Below are 18,259 nucleotides of genomic sequence, written 5' to 3'. Positions count from 1 at the left end.
ATGACCTTACTTTTTTCATATAGTGTAGAGGGTGATTAGATGATCTATGAGATAACAAAAAAGAAAATCAAATGGGTAAAAGTAGTAACAGTTTTGATTGTAATTGCAATAATTTTAAAAGTTGGCTATATTCAAATTATTGATCGAGTCAATATTTATAATAAAGCAGTGGATTTATGGCAGCGTAGTTTTCCAGTTGAAGCTAATCGTGGATTGATCGTTGATAGTGATAATAACGTTCTAGCAACAAATCTAACAACTGCTTCACTAGTTGTTGTTCCTAGTCAAATTAAAGATGTGGCGGCTACTGCTGATAAAATTGCAAATATTTTAAATGTTGATGTTAAAGTAATGCAAGAAAAATTAAGTAAAAAAGTTTCAATCCAAAGAATTCAGCCAGAAGGACGACAATTAGATGATGAAGTAGCAGCACAAATCGATCGTTTAAAATTACCTGGGGTATATTTAATTAAAGATACTAAACGATATTATCCCAATGATAATTATTTAGGACAGACTCTTGGCTTCGTAGGAATTGATAATCAAGGATTATTAGGTTTAGAATTAAAATACGATAATTATTTAAACGGAAATAACGGGAGTATTGATTATTATATGGATGCCAAAAGTAACCCGTTGTCACTGTATCCAAGTGTTTATAGTGCTCCAACGAGTGGTTTTAATTTACAATTAACGATTGATGGTGATATTCAGGATATTGTTGAAAGAGAACTGAACAATGCATATGACACTTATAATCCTGATGGAATCTGGGCTTTAGCGATGGAACCAAGTACTGGAAAAGTTTTAGCGATGGCAAGTAAACCTGATTATAATCCCAATGATTATCAAAATGCCGATAAGGATGTTTATAATCATAATATCCCAATTTGGAAATCTTACGAACCAGGATCAACTTTCAAGATCATTACTTTTTCATCGGCTTTAAATGAAAATCTATTTGATATGGATAAAGATACTTATTTTGATAAAGGGTATGAAATTGTTGGTGGTGCCCGAATTAAGTCATGGAAAAAAGGTGGACATGGACTCCAAACCTTTAGAGAGGTTCTTCAGAATTCTTCCAACCCCGGATTTGTTGAAATCGGTCGCCGTCTAGGGAAAGATAAATTATATGAATACGTCAAAAAATTTGGTTTGACAGAAAAAACCGGTATAGACCTACCAGGTGAATCTAAAGGAATTATGTTTGATTATGATGCCTTCAATGAGTTGGAACAAGCAACAGTTGCTTTTGGTCAAGGTATTTCAATTACACCTATGCAGCTGGTGAGAGCAGTTTGTGCTTGTGTTAACGGTGGAACTTTATATAAACCATATTTGGTTGATAAAATTATTGATAGTTATTCTAATGATATTGTTTATGAACATAAACCAGAGGCACTACGTAAAGTTATTAGTGAGGATGCTTCCAAAAAAATGCGAGATGCTTTAGAATCAGTTGTTACAGATGGAGGGGGTAAAAATGCCTATATAGATGGTTACCGGATCGGTGGTAAAACAGGTACTGCCCAAAAAGCAGTAAATGGTAGTTATGTTGATGGGGGTTATATCTTATCTTTCATTGGTATTGCGCCAATTGATGATCCTAAAATTGTTTTATATGTTGCAATGGATAACCCTAAAAATTGTGTGCAGTATGGAGGAACGACAGTAGCTCCAATTGCTCGCAAAATGCTTGTTGATATTTTGCCAAGCATGAATGTAAAAAAAGTTTCTTCACAGCGGCAAAAAGCTTATACATTTATGGATACTAAAACGTTAAAGGTTGAAAACTATATTGGGAAAAGTAAAAAGGAAGTTAGTAATCCGGAATTAAAATTTGAATTTATTGGCGAAGGTGATAAAGTAATAGACCAATTACCACGAGTTGGTGAGTCAGTTGAAGCCGGATCAACAATCGTTATTATGCTTGGTTAATTAAAGCTTAATTTGACTTTTTATAATGTTTATAATATGATAATGAAAAACATTAATAATAAGGAGAATAGATTTATTGTGGACCCGACCCAGATAACCAACGTTATAATATTTGTCATTTTAATTATTTTCTCAGGTATTTTTTCTTGTACTGAAACAGCATTTTTATCTGTTAATAAAATCAGGATGCGAAACTTAGCTGAAGAAGGAAATAAAAGAGCACTAACAGTAGAGAAGCTGTTATCTAATTCGGATCGTTTATTTAGTTCAATCTTAGTAGGAAATAACTTAGTTAATATCGGTGCTTCATCGTTATCTACATCATTTGTGATTTCAATTTTTGGAGATTCAGCAACTCTAGTAGCTGCAGCTACTGGAGTAGTTACATTCTTGATTTTGGTTTTTGGTGAAATTACACCAAAATCTTTTGCAACTAAGAATGCAGATACAATAGCTTTATTTTTGGCACGATTTGTTGCTTTAGTTTGTACTCTTTTTACCCCAGTGGTATTTTTCTTAAATATCATTACAAGCTTTTTCATTAAAATATTGGGTGGTGCTCGTGACAGTGGACCAACCATGACAGAAGAAGATTTAAAGACGATCGTTACAGTAGGTCATGAAGAGGGGGTATTAGAAGAACAGGAAAAGGAAATGATTCATAATGTATTTGAGTTTGGTGAAACTGAGATCAAAGAAATTATGACGCCAAGAATTCATGTTGAGAGTATTCCCGATGATTGTTCTTACCAAGAATTGATGGAAATTTATCAACGTAGTCAATTTTCACGTTACCCAGTGCATAGTGAATCATTTGACGAAATTGTGGGAGTTTTAAATGTTAAGGATTTACTTTTCTTTAATATCGATCCTGATGAATTTGTTGTAAAAGATTTTATGCGCGATACTTTTGTTGTTTATGAATTTAATGAAGTTGCGGATGTGTTTGCTTCGATGCGTAAAGAACATGCAACATTAGCGATTGTACTAGATGAATATGGGGTTATGAGTGGAATTGTTACTTTTGAAGATATTGTTGAAGAAATTGTAGGCGAAATCGATGATGAATATGATGCTGAAGAAGACGAAATGATCATTTCTCTAGGAGAAAATGAATATTTAATAGATGGAAGCTTGAATTTAAATGAAGTTAATGATAGAGTAGGAACTGATTTCGATTCTGAAGATTTTGAATCAATTGGTGGATTAGTTCTTGGAGAGGTATCTGGTGTTCCTGAAATTGATGATGAAGTTCAGATTGAAAACGTAATTTTTAAGATTGTAAAAATGCATAAAAACAGAATTGCTCAATTAAAAGTGACGATTCTAGAAGAAAAGAAAGATGAAGAGGAAGAGCATCACTAGATGACTTCCTCTTTTAAAAAGGAGATTGTAGGATGAAGAAAAATGTAGAAATTAAAAAATTAGGGATTAATGGTGAAGGTATCGGGTATATTGATCGAAAGATCGTTTTTGTTCCTGGAGCGTTGCCACAAGAAGAAGTTATTGTTGAAATTATTAAACAGACTAGAACTTATAGCGAAGGGAAATTACTACAAGTAGTAAAACCATCAAAAGATCGTGTTACGCCTAAGTGTCGTTCGTATGATAATTGTCAAGGGTGTACGATGTTGCATTTAAGTTATTTCAAGCAGTTGAATGCAAAAAAAGAAGCTGTACGCGAATCAATTAGAAAATATACAGAGTATGATTTATCAAGAACAATTTTTAAAGATGTAATTGCGGCGCCTAGTCAAGAGGGCTTTATTACTGCTGTTAATTTGCCTATTGTTGATTTTAAAGGGAAAATTAGTTTTGGAATCTATCAACGTGATAGTAAATATTTAACATTAATGACAAGATGTTTTAAACAACATCCAATAATTAATGAGTGTTTATTAAAATTAGAAGAGATTTTAACTACAAATAAATGTAAAACATATAGTGATAAATTTAGAACAGGATTAAGGTTTTTAAAGGTTAAATTAATTGATAATAAATTACAATTAGTTTTTATTACAGGTCGTGATGGGTTGAAGGAAGAAATTGTTAAAGAAATTAGTCAATTGCCACATGTTGCTAGTATCTTCATGTCTGTTAATACTTCAAAGCATCAAGAGTTTGATGAGTTAGGATATTCAAAATTATATGGGGCAACGAGACTAGAGTTGCACGATGATAAAAATCAATATCTAGTATCGGTTAAAAGTAAATTACCAGAAAATATTGAGATGATGTGGAAACAAAATCAAACAATTAAATCATTAGTACAGGACAGTCAAAAAATAATTTCGTTGAATTGTGGAATTGGGTTATTAGAACTTAATCTTGATCAAGAAATTGTAGCGATTGATGAAAAAAGATATCAAATTGATGATGCTAAATTAAATGCTAAGTATTTAAAGAAGGAAAATGTTACTTTTATTGCTGGTGACCTAGATAGTAAAATTGTTACATACGCTAAAAAGAAAGTCTATGATACTTTAATTATTCAAAATGAACGTTATGGATTAAGTGATACAATCAAAGATACAATTAAAATTGCTAAATTTAAAACAATTATCTATGCTTGTCAGTCACATTCAACTTTAGCAAAGGATTTAGCTGATTTAGAAAAAAATTACAAATTGGAAAGAATTATTGGCTTAGATACATCTTGTCATAATTCATACCTAACAACGATTGTAAAATTGGTTCGAAAATAAAGCAAATTATTTGCTTTATTTTCATTTGTAACTATAATATTTAAAAATAGGAGGAATTGTTATGGAAATTAAATTTCAACCTCAAGGGGTATGCTCAAAACAAATAGTTATTGACGTTGAGGATGGCATTGTTAATAACGTAAAATTTATTGGTGGATGTTCTGGTAATACACAAGGTGTTGGGGCATTAGCAAAAGGGATGCAAGTAAATGAGGTAATCGAACGATTACAAGGTATTCGTTGTGGGGCAAGACCAACTAGTTGTCCTGATCAATTAGCTAAAGCATTAGTTAAACATGCGATGTAGTGGAATAATCATTTGATTATCCACTTCTTTTCATTTTATTAGAGTAAATAACATATAATATTAGTGGTGATTATATGTTAATACGGATTAAAAAGTTACAATTTTTATGTGGGGCAATTTTATTGATGCAGGTACTGTGTCCAATGTGGATCGTCCCGTTTCATTTAATTGCAACATTGTTATCGATAGTGATCATTGGCTGGCAAAGACGCTTTTGTGTCTTGCAAGTACAATATCATTATTATGTTACAATTTTATATTGTTATCGTATTTGGCTCTTAAGTTGTACTTCATGGGCAATCTTTGATACCGTTTATATGTGTTTATGTTTATATTTTTCTATTATGATTATTCTTTTTTCGTTCCGTGCAATCCTCTAATATCTTTTTAAATAGCTTATTTAGTGGTATAATACACAATAGAAAGGATGTGGGGATAGATGCTAGGACATTTACAAGTTTATAGTTCATATAGTTTTCAAAATAGTACTATCTTAATTGAGGACTTGGTAAAAAAAGCTAGTGATCTCCACTATGAGGCGCTAGCTTTAACTGATAAAGATAACATGTATGGGGCAATGGAACTAGCTAAATATGCTAAAAAATACGGTATTAAAGCTGTCTTTGGGTTAGAAGCAAGTGTTGAAATCAATCATGAGATATATCCGTTATTACTATTGGCAAGGGACGTGACGGGTTATTTTGATTTGGTTAAAATAACTAGTGAAATTTGTTTGAGTGAAAGAGGTGCGGTTAGTTTAGAGGCACTGTCATTATATCGTGAACATCTATTTGTAATTTCAGCATGTAAAGAAGGAATTATTGAACGACTTATCCTAAAGGAACTGGATTCGGAGGCGTTAAAGTATTTAGAACTGTTTAAAAACACTTTTAATAATTTTTATGTAGGATTACAAAACCATGGTATTGCAATGCAACAAAAATTAAATGAACGTTTAGTCGCTTTAGCAACTCTCCAAAATATTCCCATTTGTGTAACCAATGAGGTCCGTTATTTAAATAAAGATGAGGCTTTTACTTTAGATCTTTTACAAGCTTCCGCTAAAGGAATGATGTTAGATTTAGAACACCAAGTTCAAACTGATCAATTATATTTAAAATCTAGTTTTGAAATGGAGAGTCTTTTTGATAAAAAATATATTGAAAATACTAACGATATAATACGACTGTGTAATGTAACCATTCCAACAGATCAAATGCATTTACCTAAATACCCAGTTCCTAAAGATGGCGATGCTGGTGATTACTTAAGGCAATTATGTTTAGTTGGTTTGAAAAAACGATTTAAAGGAAAAAACATTCCTAATGAATATATTGAACGCTTAAAAAAAGAATTAACAGTAATCAATAAGATGGGATTTAATGACTATTTTTTAATTGTTTTTGATTATGTTCGATATGCTAAAATGCATAAGATCTTAGTTGGCCCAGGACGTGGTTCAGCGGCTGGCAGCCTAGTGGCTTATGTATTGGGAATTACTGGAGTAGATCCATTGCGATATGACTTACTATTTGAACGTTTTTTAAATGAAGAAAGAATTAGTATGCCTGATATTGATATTGATTTTCAAGATGACCGTCGTGATGAAGTTGTAAATTACGTTACTGAAAAATATGGTCATGAGCATGTAGCGCAAATCGTTACTTTTTCTACTTATGGTCCTAAAGTAGCAATTAAAGATCTTGGAAAAGTACTAGGGGTACCCTTGCCACGATTAGAATTGTTAACTAAAAATATTCCTACTAATTATAAGAATCGTAAGAGTGCTCGAGAAGTTTTTGAAACATCATATAGTTTTCAATCAATGGTGAATAAAGATCCTGCATTAAGAAAGATCATGCCTGCTGTTTTTATTGTTGAAAAATTGCCACGTAATATTTCAACGCATGCAGCGGGAGTGGTTTTATCAAATGACGTATTGGACCAAGTTGTCCCGCTTGTCAGAGGTCCTAACAATGGAGTTGTAACTCAATATTCAAAAGATTATATCGAAGAAGTCGGCTTGCTCAAAATGGACTTTTTAGGTTTAAAGAATTTAACGATCATTGATTATATTATTAAAGATATTGCTAAGAATCATCAAGTTGAAATTAATATTAACGACATTGATCTTCAGGATAAAAAAACTTATGAAATGATCAGTCGTGGTGATACTTTTGGAATCTTTCAATTAGAGTCCTCAGGAATGAAAAATTTATTAGTTAAGATGCAATGTGATTGTCTTGATGATGTTATTGCTGCAATCGCATTATTTAGACCAGGACCGATGGCTAATATTCCTTCATATATCGCTCGAAAAAAAGGCAAAGAACCAATAACTTATCCATTAGAATGTTTAAAGCCAATTTTAAAATCTACATATGGAATTCTTTTATACCAAGAACAAATTATGCAGGCGGCACAATTAGTTGCTGGATTTTCATTAGCTAAAGCGGATATTTTGAGAAAAGCAATGTCAAAAAAGACAGCGAGTTTAATGAAAGCGATGAAGAGTGAATTTATTCAAGGGGGAATTGCTAATGGGTTTAGTGAGCTCGAAGCAGTTAAAGTGTTTGAATTGATTGAAAGGTTTGCTAACTATGGTTTTAATAAATCACATTCGGTTGTCTATGGATATATTGCCTATTGGTTAGCATATTTAAAGGCGAACTTTCCATTAGAATTTTTTAGTGCTTTATTATCAAATGAACAAAGTAGTGATGCAAGTAAACTTAGTTGTATCCAAGAGGGAAAAAAATATGGTGTTAAACTATTGGCACCATCAATCAATTATTCAACTGACCGCTTTAAAGTTGAAGATGGCAATATTCGTTATTCTTTATTAGCGATTAAAAATGTTGGTTATGCAGGATATAAAGCAATTGAAGCAGAGCGTCAAAATGGTACTTTTAAAGATATATTTGATTTTGTTTCTAGAATGGAATCAAGCAAATTAAATAGTAAAATGCTTGATAGTTTAATTATGGCAGGAGCTTTTGATGAGTTTAAATTAAATCGCACGACAATTAAACAAAATTTACATAAGATTATGGAATATGCAGAATTGAAAAATTCAATTGGAATCGATGAACCACCGATCCTAACGATCGTTCGTGATAATCGGATCAAAGTATTGGAAGAAGAAAAGATGGTCCTTGGAGTATATTTGACAATGCATCCGATTGCTTTGATCAAGAATAACTTAAAGGAGCAAATAGTTAATTTAAATGAATTATCCAATTATATTGATCAGCCGGTTAGAGTTATTATGGCATTATCGAGAGTAAAAGTGATTGTTGATAAAAAAGGACAAGAGATGTGCTTTGTTGATGGTTACGATGAAACTGGTGAAGTAGATGCTGTTGTCTTTGCTTCAAGTTTTCAAGTTTTAAAGAAAATATTAGTACGTGGTGAGATTTGTTTAATTGAAGGTAGAGTTAATTATCGTGATAAACTATCACTAATAATAAATCAAGCAAAAAATGTACGTTAAGGAAGGTAGAAATGAAAGAATTAGTAATGATTGATGGAAACTCGTTGTTGTACCGTGCTTATTATGCAACGGCAGCAATGGGAAATTTAATGGTAAATAAAGATGGTGTTCCTACTAATGCAGTGTATGGATTTGCCAATATGTTAGAAAGTATTTTAAAGGGTAATCCTGAGTATTTAGTTGTTGCCTTTGATTACGGTAAAAAAACTTTTAGAAATGATTTATTTGAAGTTTATAAAGGAACTCGTAGCGCCACTCCTGATGAATTAGCTTGTCAGTTTTCAATGATTCGTGAATATTTAACAGCTCATGGAATTCGTTATCAGGAAATCGAAGGGTATGAAGGCGATGATATTATTGGAACTGTTGCTGTTAAAGCAAGCAAACAACGTTTTAAAGTAAGTATTGTTACAAGTGATAAAGACATGCTCCAATTAGTTGATGATAATATTAGTGTTTATCTTACTAAGAAGGGGGTAGGAGAATTAGAAAAAATCACCCCTGCTAAATTTAAAGAAATATATGGTTTGATTCCTGATCAAATGCGCGATTTAAAAGGATTGATGGGTGATAAATCTGATAATATCCCAGGGATTCCCGGAGTTGGAGAAAAAACAGCTTTAAAATTACTAAAGGAATATCATACAGTTGAGAATTTAAGCGAACATCTTGATGATTTAAAAGGAAAGATGGGTGAAAAAATTCGTGATAATATTGATCAGGGATTGTTATCAAAGCGAATTGCAACAATTATTAAAGATGTGCCGATGGAAATTGATTTAGAAGAATATCGTTATCAAGGACATGATTATAATGAGTTAGCTGAATTCTACCGACGTTACAGCATGAATTCATTATTAAAAAGAATGTCTTTGAATAATGAGGAGGTTCAGGCTGAAAAAGCAGTCGATGTTAAAATCGTAACTCAATTACCAATTATTAAGCGTGATAGTTCATTGGTTGTAGGTGTGTATGATACAAATTATCATCGGTCAATGATCGTTGGATTTGCAGTTTATAACGATAGTGAAGCTTATTTCATTGGAACTGAGGATGCCTTAAATTGTACTAATTTTAAAAATTTTATTAGTGATAAGAAAATTGAAAAATATGGTTATGATATTAAAAAGAGTATTAATGCAGCAAAATGGCATGGCCTTGAAATAGAAAATTATGTTTTTGATCTTCAATTAGCTTCTTATATATTGAATCCAAGTTTAAAAGATGAGATTCGCAGTGTTTGTGAGTATTATGAGTATTACGATGTTTTTTATGATGAAGAAGTATATGGAAAGGGTGCAAAGAAGAAGGTTCCTGAAACATCAAGAGTAGCAGAGCATTTAATTAAACAGGCAAAAGCTATTTATATTTTAAAGGATCAGGCAATTGAAAAATTGAATAATGAAAATCAATTTGAATTATATAAAGATGTTGAAATGCCAGTTGCAAAAATTTTAGCACGTATGGAGTTTCAAGGGGCAAAAGTTGATTCTGTTGTTTTAAAACAACTAGAGGAACAATTCGGTCGTGAAATTAATATTTTAGAAAAAGAGATTCATACGCTTGCTAATAGAGAGTTTAATATCGCATCACCTAAACAGTTGGGAGAAGTTTTATTCGAGGATTTAGGTTTGCCTAATGGTAAGAAAACGAAAACAGGATATTCTACATCAGTAGATATTTTGAATAAACTAAAAGATATACATCCGATTATTGATAAAGTCTTAAAGTATCGAACGCTTTCTAAATTATATTCTACATATATTATAGGATTACAAGATCAAGTTTTTATAGATGGGAAGATTCATACAATCTATAATCAGGCGTTGACGCAAACAGGAAGGTTATCATCAACCGATCCTAACCTGCAAAATATACCTGTTAAAACACCAGAAGGAAAACTCATTCGTAAAGCTTTTGTTCCGGAATATGATTATTTAGTATCTTTTGATTATTCACAAATTGAACTTAGAGTCTTGGCTCATTTAGCGGGTGTTAAATCATTGATCAAAGCTTTTAACGAAGATAAAGATATTCATCGCCATACTGCTAGTGAAATATTTAGAGTACCTGAAGAACAAGTTGATAGTACGATGCGACGTAATGCTAAGGCTGTAAACTTTGGAATTATTTATGGAATGTCTGATTTTGGTTTGGCAGAACAAGTTGGAGTAAGCGTAGGGGAAGCGCGTGAATTTATCAAGCGTTATTTTGAAAACTATCCTGAGATAAAATTATATATGGATAGTAATATTGATTTTTGTAAGAAAAATGGTTATGTTACAACGATGCTGAATCGGAAACGTTTTATTCGTGAAATTAATGAAAAAAATTATATGCGTCAAGAGTTTGGAAAACGATTAGCAATGAATTCACCAATACAAGGATCGGCAGCTGATATTATTAAGGTTGCAATGATCAAAGTTGATGAGCTATTGAAGAAACACCAATTAAAATCTAAGATGATCTTACAAGTACACGATGAATTGATCTTTGATGTTTATCAAGAAGAATTACAAGAAGTTATGGAAATTGTTGCTAAAGGAATGACGACTGCAATTAAGATGGATGTTGAATTAAAAGCAGAAGGAAGTTATGCCGTTAATTGGTATGAACTTAAATAGGAGATAATTATGCCAGAACTACCAGAAGTTGAAACTGTTCGTAGAACGTTAAAAAATTTTGTTTTGAATAAAAAAATTATTTCAATCGATGTATTATATCCTAATATTATTGAAGATGATGTTGAGGAATTTATTGAAGCCTGTACAAATCAGACTATTAATGATATTGATCGGGCTGGAAAATTTTTAATCTTTAAATTAGATGATATTGCATTTGTCTCACATCTTCGTATGGAAGGAAAGTATCATTATGTTGAACATGATGAGCCGTTAAATAAACATGATCATATCATTTTCAATCTTGACGATAATAAGCAGTTACGCTATAACGATACTCGTAAATTTGGTCGTATGAAATTAGTTAGTCTGGATAATTATATGAATGAAATCCCCCTTTGCAAATTGGGTCCAGAGCCTTTTAATGCCAAGTTGGAAGATATTTATCCAAAATTACATAAAAGTAATTTACCAATTAAACATGCTATTTTGGATCAAAGTATTATTGCGGGGATTGGGAATATTTACGCAAATGAAATATGTTTTGCAATGGGTTTAAATCCAAATACACCGGCATGTAAATTAACGAAAAAGAGTGTTCAGGAACTTATTGAGGTGTCATCAGCAATTTTAAATGAAGCGATTGCTCAAGGAGGAACGACGATTCATTCATTTTCAGCGAATGGGATCGATGGTTTATTTCAAGTTAAATTAAAAGCCCACTTACAAAAAGTTTGTCCAATTTGTGGTGGTGAGATTACCAAAGTAGCAATAAAAGGTCGTGGGACTTATTACTGTAAGCATTGTCAAAAAAGGAGAAGGTAAAATGATTAATTGGGGAATAGTTGGAGCTGGTCGGATCGCTCATCGTTTCTGTGAAGCTCTGGCTCAAGATTCACGTGCTAATTTAGAAGCCGTTAGTTGTCGAACGCTAGAGAAGGCAAAAGCTTTTCAAGAAAAACATCCATGTAATAAAGCTTATGATAGTTTTCAAGCTGTTTTGGATGATCCTGAAATTGAAGCGGTTTATATTGCCTTACCGCATTTATATCATTTTGAATGGGTCAAAAAAGCTATTCTTGCTAATAAGAAAATTTTAGTTGAGAAGCCAGCTACAATGAATACTGCAGAAATGGAAGAAATAAAAGATTTAGTTAAAAAGCATCATATTTTATTTATGGAAGCGATGAAAACTCGTTTTGTACCTGGTTATCAAGAAGCAAAAAGTTTGGTTAGTGAAGGAATTATTGGTGAACTTGAATGTCTTGAAACTAGTTTTTGCGGTAAAGTTGATTATAATCAGAATTCTTATCTGTTTGATATAAAGCAGGGTGGTTGTTTATTAGATTTGGGTATTTATAATATTGCTTATCTAGATGATTATTTTAAAGTACCTTTGGATACTGTCGATGTTACTTGTAAATATCATGATTGTGGTGTTGATACATATGTAAAAGCTATTTTAAATTTTGGGAAACAAACTGGTATTGTTGAATGTGCGATGGATCGAAATAAAGAAAACCAGGCAGTATTGACAGGAACGCTTGGTAAAATGATAATTCGACCAATTCATCGGCCGCTTGATTTAGAAGTTATTTTAAATAGTGGTGAAATATTCAAATATCACATTGAATATGATCATGATGATTTTTATAGTGAAATCGTACATTTTAATGATCTAATAGAAAATGGTCAGGTTGAAAGTACAATAATGAGTCTTGACCATAGCATCAATTGTGCTAAGATACTAGAGGCAGTACGGGAGATGATGTAAGTGAAGGTTTTAGGAATAACTGGCAGTATTGCAACTGGTAAAAGTACGGTGACGAATTATCTAAAACAGCGAGGCTATCTAGTGGTTGATAGTGATAAATTAGCTTACGATGCACTAACTATTGATGAGGTGTGTATTAAACAAACAAAAAATCGCTTTGATTTACCAGCTGGACCAATTGATCGTAAAGCTTTAGGTCGGATTATTTTTAATGATAAACAAGCAAAAAAGGATTTGGAAGCAATAATTCATCCTTATGTAATCAAGAAAATGCAAGAAATAATTGTGCTTAATCAGCATCTTGATTTAATTTTTTTAGATATACCGCTATTATTTGAAAGTAATTTGGAATATTTATGTGATGCAGTAATTGTTGTATATTTAAAAGAGGACGAAGAAATAAAAAGATTGATGAAGCGTGATAATATTGATGAAGATTATGCAAGGTTGATCATTGGTAACCAAATGAGTATTGAAGAAAAGAAAATGAGAGCGGATATTGTTTTAGATAATAATCAGGGTCTTGATGAATTATATCAACAAATTGAAACATTATTGAAAGGAAGATAAGATGAGCGAGTTAATGATGTCTGATTTATATACGGTTAATGCAAGTTATCCTCTTGATAGTATTCATATGCGTAGTATTCAACTACTATATCAACCTTTGATTGGTAATAATGCTTGTGGATTATATTTAAGTCTTTATGCTGAATTAGATCAGTTATCATTGACTAAAGCCCTTAGCCTTCATAGCCGTTTAACTAAAATAACCGGTTTAAGTTTAACCGAGCTTAATGAAGCGAGTTTAAAACTTGAAGCGATAGGATTAGTTTCTAAATATATTAAAGATAGTGATAATAAAAGAGTATACTTATATGCTTTAAAAACACCCCTAACACCAACTAAATTTTTTAATCATGCTATTCTAGGACCACTCCTATTACAACGTCTAGGGCAAGAGGAGCTATATCGAACAAAATTATGTTTTAAATCATCAGCGTTTAGTATTGAGGGATTTAATAATGTAACTGCTAAGTTCACTGATGTATTCGATATTAATTTACTAAATGGGTGTGATGATGTCCTGGTTGAAAAAGATTACTTTAATACTAATTATGGGAGTATTGAAAGTGATTATGATTTAACATTGTTCTATCAAGGGCTTGCTGATTATCAAATAAAAAGATCATGTATTACTCCCGATGATGAAGCCGTAATCAAACAGTTAGGAACTTTGTATCGTATTAATGCAATTGATATGCAAGGATTAGTTAAAGATTGTCTTCAAAATGATAAATTAATTCACAGTGCTTTGATTAGCAAATGCCGTGATTATTATGATTTGAATATGCCAGAAACATTTAAAGAAATTTATCATAAGCAGGCAATTGTTCATAAAAGTGTTACAGGTGATGATGCTTTAAGTAAGCATATTAGTTATTTAGAAAGTATTAACCCTTATCAACTGTTAAAGGATAAACAGGGGGGGCGAGAGCCTTTAAAGCACGATTTACAAATCGTTGAATCGATAATGACTTCATTGTATCTAGAACCTGGTGTGATGAATGTGTTAATTGAGTTAACACTATCCCAATGTGATAATGCTTTATCAAGAGCGTTTATGCAAGCACGAGCTTCACAGTGGAAACGAAAAAAAATCAAGACAGTTAAAGATGCGATGGATGAAGCTAATGTATACTTAAAATATCGTCGTAATAATAACGATGATAATGAAGAAACTGAAATCAATATGGTTGATAATGATAATGTAGACATGGATGAGTTAGATGAATTTTTAAGTCAGTTCGAATAGGAGGGCAAGATGAAGAGTATTCAAGATATTAATTTGTTTAATAATGATGATAGTTTTAATAAAAATAAAGAAAATAGTATTAATACTTTAATGAATGACCATAATATTATTAAGGTATTGCAGGAGTTTAATTTAAGTCGTCGTGATATTGAAGAAAATTGGATTGAATTTCTTGATTATAAAGAAGATTTGGATGTTTGTATTGGCTGTAAATCATTAAAATCTTGCCCTAAGATTTCTAAAGGAATGGTTCGTCTATTTAATTATCAGGATGGCGAAGTAAAGCTTTCATTACAGCCTTGCCGTTATGGTCAGGCACATTTTGATGATCAAAAGATTTTGAATGATATTTTATTAAAAAATGTTAACAATAAAATATTATTAACGAAGCCGAGTGACTTGACAATCATTGATGATCCTAATGGCAATGGACGAGTAGTTATTAAAATGATGATGGATTATATTAAAAATCCTACTAATAAAGGCTTTTATTTATATGGTGAAGGCGGAAATGGTAAAAGTACAGTAATGGGCTTCTTGATTCGGTGTCTTGTAACCAAGGGATATAAATGTGGTTATATACATTTTCCAACTTTTCTAATGGATTTAAAAAGTTCTTTTGGTAATGAGGGAGTCAATAGTTCAATTGAGCTGATGAAAAATTTAGATTATTTGGTTATTGATGATGTTGGTGGTGAGTCAGTTACGTCATGGTCACGTGATGAGATATTATCAGCAATAATTGCTTATCGGCTACAAAATCAAAGAGCTACTTTTTTTACTAGTGAATACTCTTTGGAAAAACTAAAAAAGCTTTATACTTTAAAAGCTGGAGACAAAGAAAGAGTCGAACGACTAATTTCAAGAATGAAAGCGGTTAGTATTCCAGTAGAATTAAAAGGTAAGGATTTACGCTAAAAAAAGTTTGAGTTTTAGTGTAAAATATTAAAGATTTGATGGAAACATCAATCTTTTTGTGTTAAAATGTCTTGGAAATAAAAATGTGGTTATTAGGAGGAAAAACAATGGTTAAATGTATTGGTGTATTAACATCTGGTGGAGATGCTCCTGGAATGAATGCAGCTGTTCGTGCAGTGGCAAGAACATGTTTAAATAAAGGTATTGAAGTATACGGAGTACGCCTAGGATACAAAGGGTTATATGAAGGAGATTTCATTAAATTTGATCGTCATAGTACTCGTAATATTATTAACTTAGGGGGAACGATTTTGAAATCAGCACGTTTCCCGGAATTTAAAGATCCTGAAATTAGAAAAGTTGCAATTGAACAAATGAAAAAAGTAGGGATGGAAGCTTTGGTCGTTATTGGTGGAGACGGAAGTTATAATGGAGCTTTAAAACTTACTGAAATGGGTGTTAACTGTATTGGTATCCCAGGAACAATTGATAATGATATTCCAGATACTGATTTTACTGTTGGTTTTGATACAGCTTTAAATACAATTGTTGACGCATTAGATCGTTTAAGAGATACTTCAAGTTCTCATCAACGTTGTACTATCTTAGAAGTAATGGGACGTCGTTGTGGTGATTTAGCTATTAATGCTGGAATTGCTGACGGGGCTGAAATGATTATTACTAGTGAGATTGGTTTTGATGAATCAAAAGTAATTGAAAGATTAAAGGCATCAAAAGAATCTGATAAAAAACATGCAATCGTAGTTATTACTGAACATATTACTGATGTTCACGAATTAGCTAAAAAAGTAGAAGCTGCAACAGGTTTTGAAACTCGTGCGAACGTTTTAGGGCATATGCAAAGAGGGGGACGTCCTTCAGCTCGCGATCGTGTTTTAGCTTCTCGCATGGGTGTATATGCAGTGGAATTATTAGAAGCTGGTAAAGGTGGTTTATGTGTAAGCCAAGTCAATGGAGAAATCAAAGGATTAGATATTGAAGAAACATTATCACATAAACGTAAAACTGATTTTGGTATTTACGAAGATGCAATGAAGCTTCGTTAATATAAATAAAAATGTAAGGTGAGGAAAATTAGGATATGGTATTTGAACTAAAAGAAAGAAAAAAGAAAACTCGTGTCGTTTGTACAATTGGGCCTGCAAGTGAAAACGAAAAAATGTTAAGAAAGTTAATTCTTGCTGGTATGAACGTTATGAGATTAAACTTCTCTCATGGTGATTTCGAAGAACATGGTGGAAGAATTGTTACTGTACGTAAGTTAAGCAAAGAGTTAAATAAAAACATTGCTATCTTATTAGATACAAAAGGACCAGAAATTAGAACTGGTGATTTCGTAGGTGGAAAAACAGAATTCAAAAAAGGACAAACTACTGTTATTACTACTGAAGATATTGAAGGTACAAGTGATCGTTTTACAATCACTTATAAAGAATTATATAAAGATGTTAAACCTGGTGGTTTCATTTTAGTAAATGATGGTCAAGTTGAATTATTAGTTGATCATGTTGAAGGAGAAGATATTGTTTGTGTATGTGCTAACGATGGTGTAGTTAAAAACAAACGTGGAATCAATGTTCCAGGAATTAAATTAGGATTTGATTATTTATCTCCTAAAGATACAGCTGATATTACTTTTGGATGCGAACAAGGAGTAAACTTTATTGCTGCATCTTTCGTAAGACGGGCGCAAGATGTTTTAGATGTTAAAAAATTATTAATTGAAAATGGTCATCCTGAAATTCAAATTATCGCTAAAATCGAAAACAGCGAAGGTGTTGAAAACATGGACGAAATCTTAAAAGTAGCTGATGGTATCATGGTTGCTCGTGGAGATTTAGGAGTTGAAGTACCTGCTGAAGATGTACCTTTAATTCAAAAACAATTAATTAAAAAATGTCGTGCTGCTGGTAAAGTTGTTATTACTGCTACTCAAATGTTAGATAGTATGCAAGAAAATCCAAGACCAACTCGTGCTGAAGTAAGTGACGTTGCTAATGCTATTTATGATGGTACTGATGCAATCATGTTATCTGGTGAGTCTGCTCAAGGTAAATATCCTGAAGAAGCAGTTATGACAATGACAAAAATTGCATTAAAGACAGAAGAAACTTTAGATTATGCTTCATTATTAAGAAAAGCAATCAGAACTGCTCCAGAAGACCCTTCAGAAGCAATTTGTATGTCAGTAGCTGAGATTGCTTCTAAATTTAAGGTATCTGCTATTGTTGTTTATACTGAAAGTGGATCAACTGCTAAACGTGTATCTCGTTATCGTCCAGAATCTATGGTAATTGCAGCTACACCTTATGAACCAGTTACTCGTTCATTAGCCTTAAACTGGGGTGTAAAAGGTGTTGTATGTCAACCTATGCATGATCGTGCAGCTCAATTAGAATATGCTCAAGTTCTTGCTAAAGAAAATGGTGTTGAACCAGGGGAACAAATTTTAATTACTGCTGGAACACCAGGTGTTGGTGGAACTACTAGCTATTTAGAATTAGTTACTGTAAAATAATTTTAAATACATATAGATTTTAAGTATATTGTGAAATAGGTATTTATAATTTAAATATTTGATTTTAAAAGGGATTGATTTTGTGAAAAGGGCTCCGTGTCAATAGTGGAGGGGCTTAAGAGATAGCGAAAGCTATCTCTTTTCT

14 protein-coding genes are annotated in these 18,259 nt (G+C 32.1%); all 14 read left to right on the top strand.

Translation table 11 applies throughout. The features are described from left to right. The first annotated feature begins 39 nt into the window (after nucleotides 1–39). On the top strand, nucleotides 40–1,941 hold the full coding sequence (locus KSU54_RS14125; RefSeq protein WP_003534525.1) for a penicillin-binding transpeptidase domain-containing protein: 1,902 nt from the start codon (nucleotides 40–42) through the stop codon (nucleotides 1,939–1,941). 78 nt (nucleotides 1,942–2,019) lie between these two features. Further along, the gene (locus tag KSU54_RS14120) at nucleotides 2,020–3,306 is read left to right on the top strand and encodes a hemolysin family protein (RefSeq protein WP_008792778.1); all 1,287 of its coding nucleotides are present in this window, start codon (nucleotides 2,020–2,022) and stop codon (nucleotides 3,304–3,306) included. A 32-nt stretch (nucleotides 3,307–3,338) separates the two neighbouring features. Continuing rightward, nucleotides 3,339–4,646: a 23S rRNA (uracil(1939)-C(5))-methyltransferase RlmD gene (rlmD, locus tag KSU54_RS14115; protein ID WP_003534522.1), complete on the top strand. Its 1,308-nt coding sequence runs from the start codon at nucleotides 3,339–3,341 to the stop codon at nucleotides 4,644–4,646. A gap of 61 nt (nucleotides 4,647–4,707) precedes the next feature. Then, on the top strand, nucleotides 4,708–4,953 hold the full coding sequence (locus tag KSU54_RS14110) for a TIGR03905 family TSCPD domain-containing protein (protein WP_008792776.1): 246 nt from the start codon (nucleotides 4,708–4,710) through the stop codon (nucleotides 4,951–4,953). Nucleotides 4,954–5,027: 74 nt separating this feature from the next. Further along, the gene (locus KSU54_RS14105) at nucleotides 5,028–5,333 is read left to right on the top strand and encodes a hypothetical protein (protein WP_003534520.1); all 306 of its coding nucleotides are present in this window, start codon (nucleotides 5,028–5,030) and stop codon (nucleotides 5,331–5,333) included. Nucleotides 5,334–5,392: 59 nt separating this feature from the next. Then, nucleotides 5,393–8,446, top strand: coding sequence for a DNA polymerase III subunit alpha (dnaE, locus tag KSU54_RS14100; RefSeq protein WP_117792681.1), 3,054 nt, complete (start codon nucleotides 5,393–5,395; stop codon nucleotides 8,444–8,446). Between the two features lie 11 nt (nucleotides 8,447–8,457). Then, on the top strand, nucleotides 8,458–11,070 hold the full coding sequence (polA, locus tag KSU54_RS14095) for a DNA polymerase I (protein WP_003534518.1): 2,613 nt from the start codon (nucleotides 8,458–8,460) through the stop codon (nucleotides 11,068–11,070). Nucleotides 11,071–11,079: 9 nt separating this feature from the next. Further along, nucleotides 11,080–11,892: a DNA-formamidopyrimidine glycosylase gene (gene mutM / locus KSU54_RS14090; protein WP_003534517.1), complete on the top strand. Its 813-nt coding sequence runs from the start codon at nucleotides 11,080–11,082 to the stop codon at nucleotides 11,890–11,892. 1 nt (nucleotide 11,893) lies between these two features. Then, the gene (locus KSU54_RS14085) at nucleotides 11,894–12,841 is read left to right on the top strand and encodes a Gfo/Idh/MocA family protein (RefSeq protein WP_009299836.1); all 948 of its coding nucleotides are present in this window, start codon (nucleotides 11,894–11,896) and stop codon (nucleotides 12,839–12,841) included. Continuing rightward, nucleotides 12,842–13,411 (top strand): dephospho-CoA kinase, encoded by a 570-nt coding sequence (gene coaE, locus KSU54_RS14080; protein ID WP_008792773.1) that lies wholly within the window; start codon nucleotides 12,842–12,844, stop codon nucleotides 13,409–13,411. Between the two features lies 1 nt (nucleotide 13,412). Continuing rightward, the gene (locus KSU54_RS14075) at nucleotides 13,413–14,657 is read left to right on the top strand and encodes a DnaD domain protein (protein ID WP_003534511.1); all 1,245 of its coding nucleotides are present in this window, start codon (nucleotides 13,413–13,415) and stop codon (nucleotides 14,655–14,657) included. 9 nt (nucleotides 14,658–14,666) lie between these two features. Further along, nucleotides 14,667–15,575, top strand: coding sequence for an ATP-binding protein (locus KSU54_RS14070; protein ID WP_003534509.1), 909 nt, complete (start codon nucleotides 14,667–14,669; stop codon nucleotides 15,573–15,575). A 107-nt stretch (nucleotides 15,576–15,682) separates the two neighbouring features. Continuing rightward, nucleotides 15,683–16,642: a 6-phosphofructokinase gene (gene pfkA / locus KSU54_RS14065; RefSeq protein WP_008792771.1), complete on the top strand. Its 960-nt coding sequence runs from the start codon at nucleotides 15,683–15,685 to the stop codon at nucleotides 16,640–16,642. Nucleotides 16,643–16,677: 35 nt separating this feature from the next. Next, a complete protein-coding gene (pyk, locus tag KSU54_RS14060; RefSeq protein ID WP_003534505.1) occupies nucleotides 16,678–18,114 on the top strand; it encodes a pyruvate kinase in 1,437 nt (478 codons plus the stop codon). Nucleotides 18,115–18,259: the final 145 nt, after the last annotated feature.

This window comes from Erysipelatoclostridium sp. MSK.23.31, from assembly GCF_019125875.1.
Classification (GTDB): domain Bacteria; phylum Bacillota_I; class Bacilli_A; order Erysipelotrichales; family Coprobacillaceae; genus Thomasclavelia; species Thomasclavelia ramosa.
This window is presented reverse-complemented; position numbering and strand designations above follow the sequence as displayed.

What these genes read in the sequence shown, in the direction of transcription:
- KSU54_RS14125 (WP_003534525.1), top strand. Translation starts at nt 40, where the DNA reads ATGATCTATGAGATAACAAAAAAGAAAATCAAATGGGTAAAAGTAGTA.
- rlmD (WP_003534522.1), top strand. Translation starts at nt 3,339, where the DNA reads ATGAAGAAAAATGTAGAAATTAAAAAATTAGGGATTAATGGTGAAGGT.
- KSU54_RS14110 (WP_008792776.1), top strand. Translation starts at nt 4,708, where the DNA reads ATGGAAATTAAATTTCAACCTCAAGGGGTATGCTCAAAACAAATAGTT.
- KSU54_RS14105 (WP_003534520.1), top strand. Translation starts at nt 5,028, where the DNA reads ATGTTAATACGGATTAAAAAGTTACAATTTTTATGTGGGGCAATTTTA.
- dnaE (WP_117792681.1), top strand. Translation starts at nt 5,393, where the DNA reads ATGCTAGGACATTTACAAGTTTATAGTTCATATAGTTTTCAAAATAGT.
- polA (WP_003534518.1), top strand. Translation starts at nt 8,458, where the DNA reads ATGAAAGAATTAGTAATGATTGATGGAAACTCGTTGTTGTACCGTGCT.
- mutM (WP_003534517.1), top strand. Translation starts at nt 11,080, where the DNA reads ATGCCAGAACTACCAGAAGTTGAAACTGTTCGTAGAACGTTAAAAAAT.
- KSU54_RS14085 (WP_009299836.1), top strand. Translation starts at nt 11,894, where the DNA reads ATGATTAATTGGGGAATAGTTGGAGCTGGTCGGATCGCTCATCGTTTC.
- KSU54_RS14075 (WP_003534511.1), top strand. Translation starts at nt 13,413, where the DNA reads ATGAGCGAGTTAATGATGTCTGATTTATATACGGTTAATGCAAGTTAT.
- KSU54_RS14070 (WP_003534509.1), top strand. Translation starts at nt 14,667, where the DNA reads ATGAAGAGTATTCAAGATATTAATTTGTTTAATAATGATGATAGTTTT.
- pfkA (WP_008792771.1), top strand. Translation starts at nt 15,683, where the DNA reads ATGGTTAAATGTATTGGTGTATTAACATCTGGTGGAGATGCTCCTGGA.
- pyk (WP_003534505.1), top strand. Translation starts at nt 16,678, where the DNA reads ATGGTATTTGAACTAAAAGAAAGAAAAAAGAAAACTCGTGTCGTTTGT.